Genomic DNA, 15,196 nt, shown 5'->3' with positions numbered 1-15,196 from the left:
AAACTTGTCTTCCTATTTCCATAAAAATTCTGAAACAACTTTATCAACGCCAGCATTCTCATGCAATTGACTATGTTGAGCATTTGGTCCAGTAAAAATCTGATAGCTAACTGGATTACCATGAGCTTTCAGTAAAGAATAGGTTGCTAATGCGCTAGTTAATGGTACCGTCCCATCTGAAGTCTCATTCTCGCTCAATTTTCCGGCCAACAATAATATTGGCAATGAACTTGGCACATGACTGATTCCGTTGCTGTAATCCACATACCGACTAGCTTGCGGAGAAGGACCATTGTTCAGTAAATCATCGATGGACTGATTCTCTGCCGTATCGTTAAAATCATTGAAGGGCGCTCCAATAGAAACAAACTTATCAATCTTCGCTGCATCCGTCGGTTGTCCATACGTCGTTAAATAGCGCAAAGAACTTACGCCCCCCATCGAGTGCCCCACTAAATTGACCTGATCGATTCCTTGCTGCTTTAAGTATCTTAAAACACTATAGATCCAATCAGTTTGATTCCATTCATTGTCTTTGTTAGCGGCAAACAACACTTGGATACTCGGGTTATTTTTTTTATGGCTTAATTGTCCATCAACGTTTAAGGACCCGTCTGACTGGACAGTAATCAGCATTTCTCTTTTCGTTTCTCCTTCATTAGATAAACGCTGAATCATTCCGCCAAAGGAATTGATCGTCCCGCCATACCCGTGAATAAAGACAGTCGGTACTGTGCTTTTAACAACGTCCTTCTCATGAACGGTCGCTGTAGCTTGCGATTTCCCCGTCTTTTCTGTTTGCTTTGTTTCACCAGAACCGCAACCGACAAGCACCAAAATTGTCGCCGCAGCAACTAAACTGAGTAATATTTTTTTCAACCTTATAGCTCCATTTCCGTTTCTAGATTAAAGTAATGGCCATCACTTTTCGTTTCTTATCTTCTACTATAGGCACATCTTGTCGTTATCTCAATAAAAAGAGTCAAAAGTTTAAGAACCTTGTCCGTGAGTTTAATTATTGTCAAAAAAAGCCGAGACCTCTTGTCTCAGCTTAATTTGCTAGTTAAATTTTATCGATTTGGTCGAAGTCTAACTCGGTACTCGTTTCACGACCGAACATATCAATGTTAGCTTTGATTTTATCGCGCTCTTCATCAATCTCAGTAATAACACCTTCCAGTCCAGCAAAGGCTCCTTCGATGATTTTTACTGTTTCGCCTACTTCTACTTCAAGATCGTGCTGGCGAGTACTCATACCTAACGAGCGTAGGATATGATTGATTTCCTCAGGCATCAATGGCGCTGGCTTACTTCCGGCACCGTGTGAACCGACGAAGCCAGTCACACCTGGTGTATTACGAACCACATACCAAGAATCATCCGTCATGACCATTTCTACTAACACGTATCCAGGGAAAGTCTTATGGACGATTTCTTTTTCTTTACCGCCTTTAACTTCTGTTTCTGTTTCTTCTGGGACAACTACACGGAAAATATAGTCTTCCATCCGCATACTTTGTGCACGTGATTCTAAGTTTGCTTTTACTTTGTTCTCATAGCCGGAATAAGTATGCAGCACATACCATTGTTTTTCAAAAGATTCCATTTTCGCCATCGGCTCCTCGTTCTAAAATAAAAAAACCTCAGTAGTACCAAGGTTTTTTCTCTCAAACAGTATAACATGCTTTTTTTGAATTGGCTACTAGCGAATGATCAAATTGATCAATGCTTGAATCGCTGTATCCATGATGAAAAACATCAAAGCAAAAATGATTGCTGTTTCGATTACAACAAGCGAATCATGACGTAATTGTTTTTTTGAGGGCCATGAAACAAGTTTCATTTCCTCTCTAACACTGCGTAAAAAGTTCAATTGATTATCCTCCTAGTCAATTAATTATTTGGTTTCTTTATGTATCGTATACTGATTACAATGTTTACAAAACTTATTGATCTCTAAACGCTCCCCGCGTTTGCCTTCACTCACTGATTTTGTGTAGTTTCTTGAACCACAAACCGTGCAGGCCAGAGCCGCTTTCTTTGTTGCCATAGCGATCTACTCCTAATTCTTATTAATAGATTCATTTTTCTGTAGAAATGAGTCTGATTTTCATGCCTTATTTTTTAAATGTTTACTATTACAGATGGAAACTCGAAAAGTCACAGATTAACATTATCATCTATCTTTTTTTCTGTCAATCTTTCATTAAGAGCCGTGCCCCTTCAATTTGAATTGTTTCTAAAATGAATTTCTTTCTCTAGTAGAATATGATAATATGATGAAAGAATGAATAGCTTTATTGGAGGGTTATTGGATGTTATTAAAAAGTCTCGTTTATCCGAAAGATAATTTGACGACGATCAATGAATCAACGACATTACAAGAGGCGCTGGATATTTTAGAAGGCACCGGTTTCCGTTGTGTACCGATTCTAGATGAGAGCAATCAAATTTTCCGAGGCAATATCTACAAGATGCACATTTACCGGCACAAAGCAAATGGCGGCGACATGGATTTACCAGTCACTCACTTGCTGAAAAACGCAACAAAATTTATCTCTTTAGATACTTCCTTTTTTAAAATCTTTTTTACGATTAAAGAATTGCCATATATTACTGTTTTAGATGAGGATCACCATTTTTATGGTATCTTGACCCACAGTACATTATTGAACATGCTTTCCCAATCCTGGAATATTCAAACTGGCAGCTATGTCATCACTGTTGTTTCTACAGGAAAACGCGGTGATTTAGCAGCGATGTCTAAGATTATCTCTAAGTTTACGACCATCGCCAGCTGTATTACGCTTGATGTTGGTCAAGAATTTAAAGGACGTCGGACCTTGTTCACCTTGCCCGCTGGGGTCGATGAAAATAAACTAAATCATATCATTGATCATCTGGAACGAAAACACTTTGAGATTCAAGAAGTAGAATCCTTAACGATGCAAGACTAGATTAATTAAAAATGGTGACCCTAGTTTTAGGATCACCATTTTTTATATTTGCTTTGCGAAATGCAAACGGTTATTCAAATAATACATAATCGGTGCTGAAACAGTCATAATGATTGCTTCACTTAAGGCAGTCCAGCCGTAAGTTGGCCAAAAAGGCCATTGAGCGGTCAAATTCAGCATCAATGCAATGAGAAACATACTTGCACTAAAGAACAGAACGTTTAATGCTAAACGGATCTTCGTATTCTTTACGACATTCTGTAAAATCGCCGTTAAAGATAGAGCCAATAACGTTTGCCCTCCTCCGAAGACCACATCGAGCCAGCCCATACCAAAAATCGCATTATAGACGACGACTCCGCCAAAGATTCCCCATAGATATTTTCGATTAAATACGACCAAGTGATTCAAGCTTTCTGAGATACGAAACTGAATCGCGCCAGATGCTACCGGCGAAACTAAAACCGTCAGAGCCAAATAAAGCGCCATAATGATGCCATTCGTCACCACGACATTGACTCGCTTTCTTTCTACCATATTCATAATTTTCCTTCTTTCTCCGAGTTTTTTTAAAGCGGGATGGTTGATGAACCGCTGTAAACCTTATACAGCATACGTTGTTTCAGAATGTAAGTCAACTCTCGATTTTTATCGAAGGGCTTTACATTGAATTTTTCAAGCTTCCGATGATACACTCTTCATAGAAATGGCGTTTAAGTAGGAGGGGATTCATCATGATCGGTATAGACAGTGAATTAGAACAGCTGTATTTACAGGCAGAAAAAGAAGGGCAAGCAATTATCAAGGAACGCTGGACTCCTGGAAATTACGGTTGCTGCAGTACTCGCGCCCCATTAGTAGAAAAATATAAAATCGAAAACACGGAGAATCAATTGCTCTTTTCGATATGGGGAACGCTCGTCGTTACATTTGATAAGAGTATGCAAACGATAACTGTTAACAACGACTATCTCGCTTCAAACTACGAGAAAAAAATTATTGATTGGTTTATCCAGAAAGCTAAGAAAAACTAAAAAACAGCAGATTTCTTTCCCTTTTCCTTGTGAATAGCGATTTTTTCATTGTCTTGATTAATGAAAAATGATTCAATTTTCTACAGTTCCTTTCGTTACTCTGTTATAATCAATTTTTGAAAGGATCGAGAACATGAATTTTCATTATCATATATTAATTAATCCCGCAGCCGGCAGCGGCAATGCGGCAAAAACTGCAAAGAAAATCATCCAACTGCTAGATGACGGTGATTATACATACACGCCTTATTATACGGAAAAGCCAGGCGATGAAAGAGAAATTGTTGAACGACTCGTTGCGTTACTGAGCCCTTGGTCAAAAGACTGCGAGAAGGAACATATCGATCATTCGTTTCATCTGTTAGTCGTCATCGGCGGTGACGGGACATTGCATCAAGTTGTCAATCAATTTTACGCTATGGATATCCAGCGTCCAGTCAGCTATATTCCCGCAGGCTCAGGAAATGATTTTGCTCGCGGAATCGGCTTGTCACGTGATCCGGAAAAGGCCTTTGAGCAAATTACTTCTGCTTTACAGCCGCAACCAATCAACGTCTTTCATTACGAAGAAAAAATTCGTGAAGAACAGGGGATTATTTTGAATAATGTGGGAATCGGCTTAGATGCCTTGATCGTTGCGACGACAAATGCCTCTACTTCAAAAAAAGTATTGAATAAATACCACCTTGGATCAGCTTCTTATGCGTTGTACCTAGTAAAAGCAATCTTTACTCAAAAAACGTTTCCGATTCTTGTTGAATTGAACGGACAAAGCTTGAGTTTCCAGCGGACCTTTCTATGTACCACTACAAACATCCCTTATTTTGGTGGTGGGGTAGCTATTGCACCTATGGCTGATCCAAAGAAAGATGCGATCGATCTTGTGGTGGTTGAGAAGCCGAATCTGCCTGCAATTTTGCGCTTTTTACTTCAGCTTTTGCGGAAGAAGCATACAACGAACAAACACTATCAGCATTTTACCAGCAGTAAAATTCGAATCGTTTCTGTCGTTCCGCAGCATGGTCAAGCAGATGGTGAAGATATGGGGGAACGTTCCTTTGATATGAACTTCTCCACGGCAACCCAATATATCTGGTATGCCGACAAAAGGACTGAAAAATAAATCCGTAGATTTATTTTTCAGTCCTTTTTTGCTTACATAAACATTGCTGGCGTAACACCCTCCATCCCGATCATCGGGTCGATGGTTTGGGCAGCAATTAATTTTGGTGTTAATGTAGCGGGTTCATTCTTCGCTGCTTTTTGTTTTTCCTCTACAGCTTCAAAGGGCTCTACCTTAGGCTGTACTGGTGCTACGTCCACACCCTTCATGATCCGTTCGATCAGAGTGGTTTTTCGCACGGCGGACTCTCGGTTGACACAGGCTTGAAAAGCCTCTTCTTCCCCTAATAAGATCAACAAATCCTTGCTGCGTGTCACTGCGGTATAAAGTAAGTTTCGTTGCAGCATTCGAGAATATTGTTTTACCATGGGCAACAACACCATTTTAAATTCGCTACCTTGCGCCTTATGAATCGAACAGCAGTAGGAAAGTTTGATCTTGTTCCATTCTGTACGCTTGTAGCTAACTTCATTACTGTCAAACTGGATGACCAGTTCATCTACTTTATCATCCGATTCTTTCGCAGGAATAATTCCAACTATGATTCCCATGTCACCATTGAAGACGTTGAGCTCTGGATTGTTGACTAACTGAAGAACCTTGTCACCGATCCGATAAACTACATCGTTCCATTGAACCTCTTTTTTCCGTCCATCATTGGGATTGAAAATCTCCTGCATCATCTTATTGATCGCATCGATCCCAGCAGGACCACGATACATTGGCGCTAAAACTTGAACGTCTTGGGCCGTGAATCCTTTTTTCTTCGCTCGTTCAACCACCTGTTTAACAACTTCTTCCATTTGAAACGCATGGCAAGCAATGAAAGAGCGGTCCTGTTGGTTTTTTCTAAAATTCTGCGGCAACTTGCCATCTTTGATCTCATGAGCTAGTGGAATAATAGAAGAACCGTCTCCTTGACGATAAATATCCGTCAATTCCATCTTTGGGATGTCTGCAATTTGCAGCAAATCGTGGAAAACTTGTCCCGGACCAACAGATGGCAATTGGTCCTTATCTCCCACCAAAATCACCTGCATGTTATTAGGGATTGCCTTTAACAGCGTATTTGCCAACCATGTATCTACCATTGACATTTCATCCACTATCAACAAGCCGCCATCAAGTTCTTTGGCATCAATATCTGGCGTATCATCATTGGCATTCAAGCCCAATAAACGATGGATCGTACTTGCTGGCAGACCAGTCGTTTCATTCATACGTTTCGCTGCACGACCTGTCGGTGCCGCTAAAAGAATTGGAAAAACTGCGTTCGTATAATCTTTTGGGTCCAAAGACAAATCATTTAATTCAGCGAATAGCTTAACGATCCCGTTAATTACCGTTGTTTTCCCTGTTCCGGGTCCCCCTGTTAGGATAAACAACGGGGAGCGAATCGCTTCTTTAATCGCTTGATCCTGTGAGTCGCCATAAGTGATCTTTAGCTGTTTCTCAATCAAGCGCAGCTTTTTATCAATGGTCGCTTGAGGATAATTGATTTCTTTTTTACGAGCTAGCAGTCGCTCAATCGAAGAAGCAATGCCCCATTCACTATAAAACAAAGTATTCTCATAAATTTTGGTGGCTTCCTGCTGAATCTTTTCCTCCTCCACCAATTGGATAATCATCGTAGCAATTCGATCTGGCGCTATCTCCACTGGACGGGTTGTTTCTAGAAGCTGCAGAACTTCAGTCAGTAATTGCTGCGCCTCGACATATGTATCCCCGCTTTGATTGGCATCTTCATTGACCTGATGAAAAATCGCGGCGCGAATACGCTGCGGACTATCCGCGGCTATCCCTAACTGCTCAGCAAGACTATCTGCCTTTTTAAAGCCGATGCCTTCGATATCTTCAACCAGCTGATAAGGATTTTCGGCAATGATCTCCAGAGCCTCGTTTCGATAGGTCTGAAAAATCGCAAAGGAAAGATGACTGCCGAAGCCATAACGGCTCAAGCCGACGATGATTTGTTCCATCCCATGATTTTGACGAATCGTGTCTACGATCACCTTCTGCTTCTTCGCATTGAGATTAGGAACCTTTGCTAATACTGCCGGATTCTCCATAATCTGATCAATGGCCTCTTCTCCTAAAACCTCGATGATTTTCTCAGCGGTTATCTTTCCGATCCCAGGAAATTTTTCGCTGGAAAGGTAATTAATCAAACCGTTGGCAGAAGTAGGATGCGCCTGTTCATAGCTTTCTACTAAAAATTGTTTTCCGTAACGAGGATGATCAACAAAATGTCCGAAGAAGCGATAGTCTTCATCCTCTTGCACATCACCAAAACTTCCCGTAACAACGATCTCTTGTTCAAGATAGTCACTATTGGTTTCACTGACTTTAATCAGCAACACCTTATAAAAATTACTAGGATTTTGGAAAAAGATCGCTTTTAGTGTTCCTACAATGTATAGCTGTTCTTCCGACATTTCGCTCCTCCCTTCTACTTCCTATTATAATAGTGAATCTGGTTTGGCTCCGGTGCCTTCTAAAAAGCTGACGTCATTCCATTGGATCAATTCATACGGTGGTTTACTGCTCGTTGCTTCTAAAATTGTCAGGCTATTATTAAAAAGTCCGCCCATCTCTCTTAATTGACTTAACGGCTTTCCCATCAATGCTTGGATAGCCGCGGTTAATGCCGCTCCGTGACCGACAAAAAGAAGCGGTCCCTCTTCTGCTTCTGCGACTGCTTGTTCGACTAAATGATTGATGCGATTTAGCATATCTTCAATTTTCTCTCCGTCAAAGGGAGCTGGATCATACAAGTCCAAGTGATGACGCAGGTTGACCATATCTTTAGGGTAGCGTTCCTCAATCACTGGAATCAGCTGTCCTTCCAATTTCCCTAAGCCAAGCTCTCTTAAATCCTCTGAACGTACGATTTCCGTTGGCTGCGTTAGCTGCTTATTGATCCCTTCTGCGGTTAGGTATGCCCGCTTCAATGTACTCGTATAAATCTTCTCAAAGGGGGTATCCTTCAATTCTTTTCCAAGCATTTTAATTGCTTCTTTACTTTCAGGTAATAATGGAGAATCTCCCATCATTCCCTGGAAACGTTTCTCTTGATTCCATTGTGTTTTTCCATGACGAGTAAAATACAGTTTCATAAAAATCCCTTTCCGCGTCTAATCTCTAGTCTAACTTATCGTTATCATAATGATGCGTCAATTCTAAATTTGGAAAGCTTTGCTGACGTAACGCTTCGTATACAACTAAAGCCACCGTATTTGAAAGATTCAATGAACGAACATGTTCATCATTCATAGGGATGCGCAAACATTTTTCTTCATTTTCTCGCATAAACTCTTCTGGCAGCCCCGTAGTTTCTTTCCCAAACATAAAGAAATGATCCGCGTCGTCTGTATAATCGATTTCTGAATACGTCGCATTCGCAAACTTTGTGATCAAATGCAGCTGCTGATCGCCTAAGTACTCTAGAAATGCTGCTAGATTTTCGTGATAAGTAATATTTACATCATTCCAGTAATCAAGACCTGCACGCTTTAAATGCTTATCATCTGTTGAAAACCCCAACGGTTCAATCAGGTGCAAGGGTGAATTGGTCGCCGCACAAGTTCGTGCAATGTTCCCTGTATTCGCTGGAATCTGCGGTTCAAATAGTACAATATGGTTTGTCATGTTGATTTCCCTCGTTCTTATTTCAGTCTTTATTTCACAAAGCTATTCTATGATAGCTCCTTCATTGTTTTATCTACACAAATCTGTCTAATTCACAAACACAAGAAGCATGTTCAGGAATTCGCATAAAAAAAAACGTACCAACTCGGTGTCTAGCACGGCGAGTCGCTACGTTAGTGAAGCACTTTTCACTAACTTTTATCAGAACAGGAACCTGATAAAAACCAATGAAAAACAACTTGTTAGTACTATAACATCACGAAGTCACAAATGCAACCTTCTATTTTCAGGAATTTGAATGAAAGCGATTACTCTCATAACCTTTTAATATTTCGATATCTACTGTTATCTTCTTCAAAGGATTCGCCGCTAATTTCGCTTTTACAGCTGGAGAAACCTTCCATTCCAACGGTGACATCTCCAGTAAATCCAATCGATTTTCTTCTGGTATATCATACTCATAGGTCACCCGTTCCCGGTGGGCAATCGAAAGCTCCTCTGTGAAGCGCTGAATAACTGCTTCATTGGAGTACGTTTCCCCATCAGGATGGTACACCTCTCGCAATTCCTTTAAGTAGCCCGCTTGAGGAACAATTTTGACCACACAACCATCAGGCTTCATCACTCGCTTAAATTCGCGATAGTGTGAAGGCGAAAAAATATTTAGGATTGTATCAAAAGAATCGTCCGCAAAAGGCAGATTCGTCAAATCCGCGACACACCAAAAAGCCTCCATCGGTTGATTACTCGCAAGATATATGCCTTCCTTAGCAATATCAAAACCAATCGATACTGGATTTTCCTTTCGCTGGGTAATCTGCTGTAGGAAACTTCCTTCACCGCAGCCGACATCCAATAAATTCCCAGTCTGCATTAATTCCGCAATCTTTTCAATTACAGGCTGGTACATCCCAGAACGAATCATTCGTCCCCGTGGGGCAAACATTTCATTGTCATAGTCCGTCTTGATCTGATGATCTAAAAAATACACCGTACCTTTTTTTGATAAGTCAAAGCGATGGCCTTCACCACAAATCAAGCTCTTCTCTCGTTGGGTCATTTCACGGTGACATTTTGGACAACGAAACAATTCCTGCTGCTCAGCCAAAAATAATACTCCCCGATCAATTTTTTTAAGCATCTTTCCACTCCTTTTTTGCTCTCCTATCATAGCATAGTTCTTCTATTCCTACTATCGTCGAGATGTGCTAAACTATACGCGAGACGTTGATTCGTCAAACAAATCGGGAGAGATCCCTGAGCTTAAAAAGGCGACATCTCTTAGGCTTGATTTTTCAAAAATTAGGACACAATTGGAGGATTCAATCTTGATTAAAGAATTTTGTGCAGAAAATTATACGGATATTCCCAAAGCGATCCAAGCAGGTGCAGGACGCATCGAGCTATGTGACAACTTGGCTGTAGGCGGCACCACGCCAAGCATGGGGGTTATCGAAGAAGTCCTAGCTTACGCTGGTGAAAAGCACGTTCCTGTTATGACAATGATTCGTCCACGTGGCGGCAACTTTGTCTACAACGATATTGAATTGAAAATAATGGAAAATGATTTGATCCATGCTAAAAATGCGGGAACAGATGGTGTTGTTTTCGGGTGTTTGACCGAAGACAATGAAGTGGACGAAGAAGCTCTGGAAATGCTGATGGGCAACAGTGAAGGCTTATTAACGACTTTTCATATGGCTTTTGATGAGCTGTCAAAAGAAGAACAATTTAAGACCATTGATTGGTTTGTCCAATTAGGAATTGACAGAATCCTGACTCACGGCGGACCTTTATCGACTTCTATCGAGGACAATCTTCCTCATCTTAAAGAGCTCGTCGATTACGCGGCTGGACGGATTATCATCCTGCCCGGCGGTGGCATCACTGCGTCAAATGCAGAAAAAATCGCTCAAGCTTTAGGCGTCAGCGAGGTTCATGGAACAAAAGTCGTTCAATTTTAGACATAACTATTCAAATAAAAAGACCTGACGCAGCAACTAAAAAAGCTGTGTCAGGTCTTTTTGATTACGCTAAGTTCTCGCCATTCGTCGCAATAACTTCTTTGTACCAGTAGAAAGAATCTTTTCTCAAGCGGTCCAATGAACCATTGCCTTTATCATCTTGATCCACGTAAATGAACCCATAGCGCTTCGCCATCTCACTGGTGCTGGCGCTGATCAAATCAATACAGCCCCAAGGGGTATAGCCCATTAATTCGACGCCTTCATCAATCGCCTTCGCCATTTCGTTAATGTGGTCACGTAAATAATCGATTCGATAATCATCATGGATTTTTCCATCTTCTGTGACAACATCTTTTGCCCCTAAGCCGTTTTCAACAATAAACAGTGGGATTTGATAACGATCATACAATTTATGCAGTGTAATCCGCAAACCGACCGGATCAATTTGCCAGCCCCAATCACTTGCTGCTAAGTATGGATTTTTCTTAGAGCCTAATAGATTTCCAGTAGTTTCTTCTCCTGATTTCTCATGGGGAGCAATGCTGCTCATATAGTAACTGAAGGACATGAAATCTACGACACCTTGTCTTAAAATTTCATCGTCTCCGGCTTCCTTTTTGATCTCAATCTGGTGATCACGGAAGAATTTCTCCATATAACGAGGGTAATACCCACGAATCTGAACGTCAGAATAGAATAGATTCGTATGATCCGCCTCCACACTCTCCATAACATCCAACGGATTCGACGTTTCAGGATAAGCCTCCTGACGAGCAAGCATACAACCGATCTGCGCATCCGGCAGCATCTCGTGACAAGCTTTGACTGTTAGTGCACTGGCAATAAACTGATGATGGGCTGCCTGATATTGAGCTTGCAGCATATTATCCGTCTTATCTGCTAATAAGCCGCCACTTAAATATCCAGTCATGCCAATGATATTGATTTCATTAAAGGTCAGCCAATATTTTACTTTCCCTTGATAGCGCTTGAATAATACTTTCGCATAACGGACAAAAGCATCCACCGTTTCGCGACTTTCCCACCCGTTTTGTTTTAATGACAAAGCTAAAGGAAATTCATAGTGAGAAATCGTCACTAAAGGTTCGATTCCGTACTTTAAGCATTCGTCAAATAACGAATCGTAGAAAGCCAAGCCTGCTTCATTTGGTTCACGATCATCTCCGTTTGGAAAAATTCGCGGCCATGAAATCGACAATCGAAACGTTTTGAACCCCATCTCCGCAAACAATGCAATATCTTCTTTATAATGATGATAAGCATCAATCCCAAAACGCTTCGGATAGATTCCTTCCGTATCCTTCATAGCAAATTCAACTTTTTCAGTGGTCATAGGTTGAAGCAATGAAATATTTACTTTATCAGGATTTTCCTCAAAAAGAGCCGTATCCGCCGTTGACCAGCCTTTTCCGTCCTCTAAGAATGCACCTTCCCATTGATTCGCAGCGACTGCGCCGCCCCATAAAAAATTTTTTGGAAATTTACTCATCTTCTCATCCCTTCTGAACAATTAGTGTATAATTATCATTACTTTATTAGTCTAGCACAGATGAAACGCTTGCTGGTTTCACCTTTGCGAAGGCATTTTCTTTTTCGCTGTTTATTTTCATAAACATGAAAATGATCTCTAAAAAAAGGAGTCGTCCTATGTTCAATATTTATGAGCTGTTGAATTATTTAAATCGGCACAATTCTGATAAAACCTATTCAAAAATCATCGCCTATCTCTTTACACACCAAGAGGAAATTCAAAAATTAACAATCTCGCAAATCGCCGAACAGTGTTTTGTTTCTCCTGCGACGATGACGCGTTTTTGCCAAACTTTTGGCTTTTCGTCCTTTTCACATCTAAGGGAGGCACTTGATACCAACGAACGAATGAAAAGCTATAACTCTTTAAGAATGAAAAAAGCAGACTTTCAGCAGTTGCAGGATCAGCCAGAAGCTTTTCTGACAAATTATGCTGCTGAAATAAGTGCGGCATTAAAGGACATCCTGACGAATATGGATTATGGACTCGTTGATTGTTTGCTTGAAAAAATAAGGGACGCTGAAAGAGTCATTCTCATCGGCTATACAACCACTTTAGAGCTTGCTCGAAATATGCAGGTTGATTTTATCGCTTCAAACAAATTGACTCATGTTCCAGAAAATGAGGCGCTTCAAAAAATTGCGATTCAACAGGCGGATGAAAATACAGTGATCTTGGTTCTTTCCTCCTACGGGACCATCCTGACCAGCCATGTCGATTTGATCAATCAAATTAGTAAACGACCAGCCCATTCTGTTCTGATCACTCAGCACACACAAAATTTGATTACAAACCTTTTTGATCAGGTTTTAAACTTGACCAGTACCAACTATGTTCAAATTGGGAACTATCCATTAGAATTTTTCTGTGATTATTTTGTTCGCCGCTATGCCAGCCTAAATGAAAAAAGAAAATGATTCGCTTATGACAACTGCGAATCATTTTCTTTTTTCTTTGATGAATGATTTTAATTTAAAGAACCATTTATTTTCTTTTAAGCGAAGACGCACGGGATATCGTCCTGTCTTATAGTCCTTGATCTGTCGAAGGCGATCAGGAAAAATGTTCAACGGTAAATTCTGGAGATCAAAGAAATTGAACGCCACGTATTCATGGGAGTCCATTTTACTTTGGGAAACCGCTTCTTGGACCTTATAAACATAGGTAATATCATCATAATGCTCTTTTGTATAGATGCCAATCAAATCTTCAACGTTGCTGTCAAACGCCAGCAACTCCTTAACTAAACGCTGAATTCCCTCTCGCTCATTCTCATCAGGCAAAAGATCCCCGCCTGGTAAATCCCACACAGGTACCCCTTGACGTCGAACAAGCAAAATCAATCCATTGCGAATAATAACGGCATAAGCTTTTTTCAAAATTTTCTCACTACTTTCAGCATATGTCTTTTCAGTTACACTTAACTACCGATGAATCGTTCCATAAAGAGACTGGCAATATTAAAGTAAATCAACACGCTTGTCAAATCACTCAGCGTGGTAATGAATGGCCCACTGGCAACGGCTGGATCAAAGCCCAGCTTTTCCATAATCATCGGAATCCAGCTACCTGCCAAAGTAGCCACGGTAATTGCTGCCATCATTGCTGTTCCAATCACAAAGCCTAAAATAAAATTATGCTTCCAAATACCTACAATAATGAAAATCGTCACACCTGTCACAAAGCCCGTAACAAGTCCTGTCAAGATTTCACCCAAGACCAGTTTACCAAAATTTTTCTCATTGTCATCAGAAATCGCCAATCGACGTACAGCTACCGCTAGTGATTGGGTCCCGGCATTTCCGGCAGTCCCAGTGATCAATGAGATAAAGACAGCCAAAATACTCGCCTTACTTACCAATGCCTCGTAGTGATTGATCAAGGTGGCTGTGGTCATTCCTAAAAATAGCAGCGTAATCAACCATGGCAACCGTCTAGAAGCCGCTTTGACGGGATTCTCATCCACTTCTTCGACATTGACCCCGGCCAAACCAGAGTAATCGCTGGCCGCTTCATCATCGATAACGTCAATGATATCATCGACGGTAACGATCCCTAATAAATGATCTTCATAATCTGTGACCGGTAACGCCAGGAAATCGTAGTCACGGAAGGTCTGCGCTACATCCTCTTGATCATCACCTACGTGAACAGATATCACCCGTTCGCTCATGACATCAGAGACCATCGTATCATCGTCATTCACGATCAGATCACGTAGAGAAATAACTCCTACAAGCTGATTTTCATCATTTACTACATAAGTATAATAGATTGTCTCGGCAATTTGTGCTTCTTTTTTTAACACATACATGGCGGAACGAACCGTTTGATTCGCTACAATTGAGACATACTCCGTGGTCATCAATGAACCGGCAGTATCGTCTTCGTAATGCAGCAGCTCACGAATCTCGTTCGCATGCTCAGAATCCATTAGACTCAGGTACTTCGCTACTGGCTTTTTATCTAATTCATTCAGTAAGTCTACCGCGTTATCGGTATACATTTCAGACAACATGTCCGCTGCATACTGTGGACGCATCTCACTCAGGTACTCATCCATATGTTCATCGTCTTCTTCAATGACGTCAAACATATCGGCCAATTCTTTGGGTGATAGATAGGAATAAACCAGTTGACGCTCTTCTTGATTCAAAGATTGATAAAATTGCCCCTGATCATAGAAATGCATCTCTAGAAAATGATCACGAAAGGACTGCAGTTCATTCTGGTCCAGTTCCTCCCTTAATTGTTGGAAATGTATTTCTAGCTCTTCTTGGTTTTCATCCATCAATCTCACCTACCTCTTTTTTATGTAGCAATTTTCCTTAGAAAAATTGCCTCGATTTTCGTCACGGATATCCTTCTGCTATACTGCTTGTTTGGTCATTGTTCGACTCTTCTTAGTTTCGTTC

General features: G+C 40.8%; 17 protein-coding genes. 5 read left to right on the top strand and 12 right to left on the bottom strand.

The window, feature by feature from the left end:
* Window positions 1-12: 12 nt before the first annotated feature.
* From J9537_RS05180 to rpmG, 4 genes are all read right to left on the bottom strand, one after another.
* Entirely contained in the window at window positions 13-879 is an 867-nt protein-coding gene (locus J9537_RS05180) for an alpha/beta fold hydrolase (protein WP_218256976.1), read from the bottom strand.
* A 184-nt stretch (window positions 880-1,063) separates the two neighbouring features.
* Complete coding sequence (gene nusG / locus J9537_RS05175; protein ID WP_028020861.1) at window positions 1,064-1,606, bottom strand: transcription termination/antitermination protein NusG; 543 nt, start codon at window positions 1,604-1,606, stop codon at window positions 1,064-1,066.
* A gap of 96 nt (window positions 1,607-1,702) precedes the next feature.
* Window positions 1,703-1,873, bottom strand: a complete 171-nt coding sequence (gene secE / locus J9537_RS05170) for a preprotein translocase subunit SecE (RefSeq protein WP_010746478.1) — start codon at window positions 1,871-1,873, stop codon at window positions 1,703-1,705.
* Window positions 1,874-1,897: 24 nt separating this feature from the next.
* Entirely contained in the window at window positions 1,898-2,050 is a 153-nt protein-coding gene (gene rpmG, locus J9537_RS05165) for a 50S ribosomal protein L33 (RefSeq protein WP_010739830.1), read from the bottom strand.
* A 265-nt stretch (window positions 2,051-2,315) separates the two neighbouring features.
* On the opposite strand from rpmG, the gene cbpA reads away from it, so the two are divergent.
* Window positions 2,316-2,957 (top strand): cyclic di-AMP binding protein CbpA, encoded by a 642-nt coding sequence (gene cbpA, locus J9537_RS05160; RefSeq protein WP_010746479.1) that lies wholly within the window; start codon window positions 2,316-2,318, stop codon window positions 2,955-2,957.
* A 42-nt stretch (window positions 2,958-2,999) separates the two neighbouring features.
* Here cbpA and J9537_RS05155 read toward each other — a convergent pair whose 3' ends face one another.
* Entirely contained in the window at window positions 3,000-3,503 is a 504-nt protein-coding gene (locus tag J9537_RS05155; RefSeq protein ID WP_376713210.1) for a QueT transporter family protein, read from the bottom strand.
* Between the two features lie 188 nt (window positions 3,504-3,691).
* On the opposite strand from J9537_RS05155, the gene J9537_RS05150 reads away from it, so the two are divergent.
* Together J9537_RS05150 and J9537_RS05145 are read left to right on the top strand one after the other, a co-directional pair.
* The gene (locus J9537_RS05150) at window positions 3,692-3,991 is read left to right on the top strand and encodes a hypothetical protein (RefSeq protein WP_218256974.1); all 300 of its coding nucleotides are present in this window, start codon (window positions 3,692-3,694) and stop codon (window positions 3,989-3,991) included.
* Window positions 3,992-4,124: 133 nt separating this feature from the next.
* Window positions 4,125-5,114, top strand: a complete 990-nt coding sequence (locus J9537_RS05145) for a diacylglycerol/lipid kinase family protein (protein WP_218256973.1) — start codon at window positions 4,125-4,127, stop codon at window positions 5,112-5,114.
* A 32-nt stretch (window positions 5,115-5,146) separates the two neighbouring features.
* On the opposite strand, the gene recD2 is transcribed toward J9537_RS05145, so the two are convergent.
* From recD2 to J9537_RS05125, 4 genes are all read right to left on the bottom strand, one after another.
* Window positions 5,147-7,549 (bottom strand): SF1B family DNA helicase RecD2, encoded by a 2,403-nt coding sequence (gene recD2 / locus J9537_RS05140; protein ID WP_218256972.1) that lies wholly within the window; start codon window positions 7,547-7,549, stop codon window positions 5,147-5,149.
* A gap of 24 nt (window positions 7,550-7,573) precedes the next feature.
* Window positions 7,574-8,230 carry a histidine phosphatase family protein gene (locus J9537_RS05135; RefSeq protein ID WP_218256971.1) on the bottom strand — a complete coding sequence of 219 codons (657 nt, stop codon included), beginning with the start codon at window positions 8,228-8,230 and terminating at the stop codon, window positions 7,574-7,576.
* Between the two features lie 25 nt (window positions 8,231-8,255).
* Window positions 8,256-8,762, bottom strand: coding sequence for a tRNA (uridine(34)/cytosine(34)/5-carboxymethylaminomethyluridine(34)-2'-O)-methyltransferase TrmL (gene trmL / locus J9537_RS05130; protein ID WP_218256970.1), 507 nt, complete (start codon window positions 8,760-8,762; stop codon window positions 8,256-8,258).
* Between the two features lie 286 nt (window positions 8,763-9,048).
* Window positions 9,049-9,903, bottom strand: a complete 855-nt coding sequence (locus J9537_RS05125) for a methyltransferase domain-containing protein (protein ID WP_218256969.1) — start codon at window positions 9,901-9,903, stop codon at window positions 9,049-9,051.
* Window positions 9,904-10,090: 187 nt separating this feature from the next.
* Between J9537_RS05125 and J9537_RS05120 the strand changes: the two genes are divergently transcribed.
* Window positions 10,091-10,726, top strand: a complete 636-nt coding sequence (locus J9537_RS05120; RefSeq protein WP_218256968.1) for a copper homeostasis protein CutC — start codon at window positions 10,091-10,093, stop codon at window positions 10,724-10,726.
* 64 nt (window positions 10,727-10,790) lie between these two features.
* Here J9537_RS05120 and J9537_RS05115 read toward each other — a convergent pair whose 3' ends face one another.
* Window positions 10,791-12,239, bottom strand: a complete 1,449-nt coding sequence (locus J9537_RS05115) for a glycoside hydrolase family 1 protein (RefSeq protein WP_218256967.1) — start codon at window positions 12,237-12,239, stop codon at window positions 10,791-10,793.
* 158 nt (window positions 12,240-12,397) lie between these two features.
* Between J9537_RS05115 and J9537_RS05110 the strand changes: the two genes are divergently transcribed.
* Entirely contained in the window at window positions 12,398-13,198 is an 801-nt protein-coding gene (locus J9537_RS05110; RefSeq protein ID WP_218256966.1) for a MurR/RpiR family transcriptional regulator, read from the top strand.
* Window positions 13,199-13,219: 21 nt separating this feature from the next.
* Here the strand turns inward: J9537_RS05110 and J9537_RS05105 are convergent, their stop codons facing one another.
* On the bottom strand, window positions 13,220-13,660 hold the full coding sequence (locus J9537_RS05105; protein ID WP_218256965.1) for an NUDIX domain-containing protein: 441 nt from the start codon (window positions 13,658-13,660) through the stop codon (window positions 13,220-13,222).
* Window positions 13,661-13,701: 41 nt separating this feature from the next.
* Window positions 13,702-15,072 (bottom strand): magnesium transporter, encoded by a 1,371-nt coding sequence (gene mgtE, locus J9537_RS05100; RefSeq protein WP_010746491.1) that lies wholly within the window; start codon window positions 15,070-15,072, stop codon window positions 13,702-13,704.
* Window positions 15,073-15,196 lie beyond the last annotated feature (124 nt).

This window comes from Enterococcus raffinosus (assembly GCF_019175485.1).
Classification (GTDB): Bacteria; Bacillota; Bacilli; order Lactobacillales; family Enterococcaceae; genus Enterococcus_A; species Enterococcus_A raffinosus.
The sequence above is the reverse complement of the archived record's forward strand: the minus strand, read 5'-3'. Positions and strand labels throughout refer to the sequence as shown.

What these genes read in the sequence shown, in the direction of transcription:
- rpmG (WP_010739830.1), bottom strand. Translation starts at nt 2,050, where the DNA reads ATGGCAACAAAGAAAGCGGCTCTGGCCTGCACGGTTTGTGGTTCAAGA.
- nusG (WP_028020861.1), bottom strand. Translation starts at nt 1,606, where the DNA reads ATGGAATCTTTTGAAAAACAATGGTATGTGCTGCATACTTATTCCGGC.
- J9537_RS05150 (WP_218256974.1), top strand. Translation starts at nt 3,692, where the DNA reads ATGATCGGTATAGACAGTGAATTAGAACAGCTGTATTTACAGGCAGAA.
- mgtE (WP_010746491.1), bottom strand. Translation starts at nt 15,072, where the DNA reads ATGGATGAAAACCAAGAAGAGCTAGAAATACATTTCCAACAATTAAGG.
- J9537_RS05145 (WP_218256973.1), top strand. Translation starts at nt 4,125, where the DNA reads ATGAATTTTCATTATCATATATTAATTAATCCCGCAGCCGGCAGCGGC.
- cbpA (WP_010746479.1), top strand. Translation starts at nt 2,316, where the DNA reads ATGTTATTAAAAAGTCTCGTTTATCCGAAAGATAATTTGACGACGATC.
- J9537_RS05125 (WP_218256969.1), bottom strand. Translation starts at nt 9,903, where the DNA reads ATGCTTAAAAAAATTGATCGGGGAGTATTATTTTTGGCTGAGCAGCAG.
- recD2 (WP_218256972.1), bottom strand. Translation starts at nt 7,549, where the DNA reads ATGTCGGAAGAACAGCTATACATTGTAGGAACACTAAAAGCGATCTTT.
- J9537_RS05110 (WP_218256966.1), top strand. Translation starts at nt 12,398, where the DNA reads ATGTTCAATATTTATGAGCTGTTGAATTATTTAAATCGGCACAATTCT.
- J9537_RS05135 (WP_218256971.1), bottom strand. Translation starts at nt 8,230, where the DNA reads ATGAAACTGTATTTTACTCGTCATGGAAAAACACAATGGAATCAAGAG.
- trmL (WP_218256970.1), bottom strand. Translation starts at nt 8,762, where the DNA reads ATGACAAACCATATTGTACTATTTGAACCGCAGATTCCAGCGAATACA.
- J9537_RS05115 (WP_218256967.1), bottom strand. Translation starts at nt 12,239, where the DNA reads ATGAGTAAATTTCCAAAAAATTTTTTATGGGGCGGCGCAGTCGCTGCG.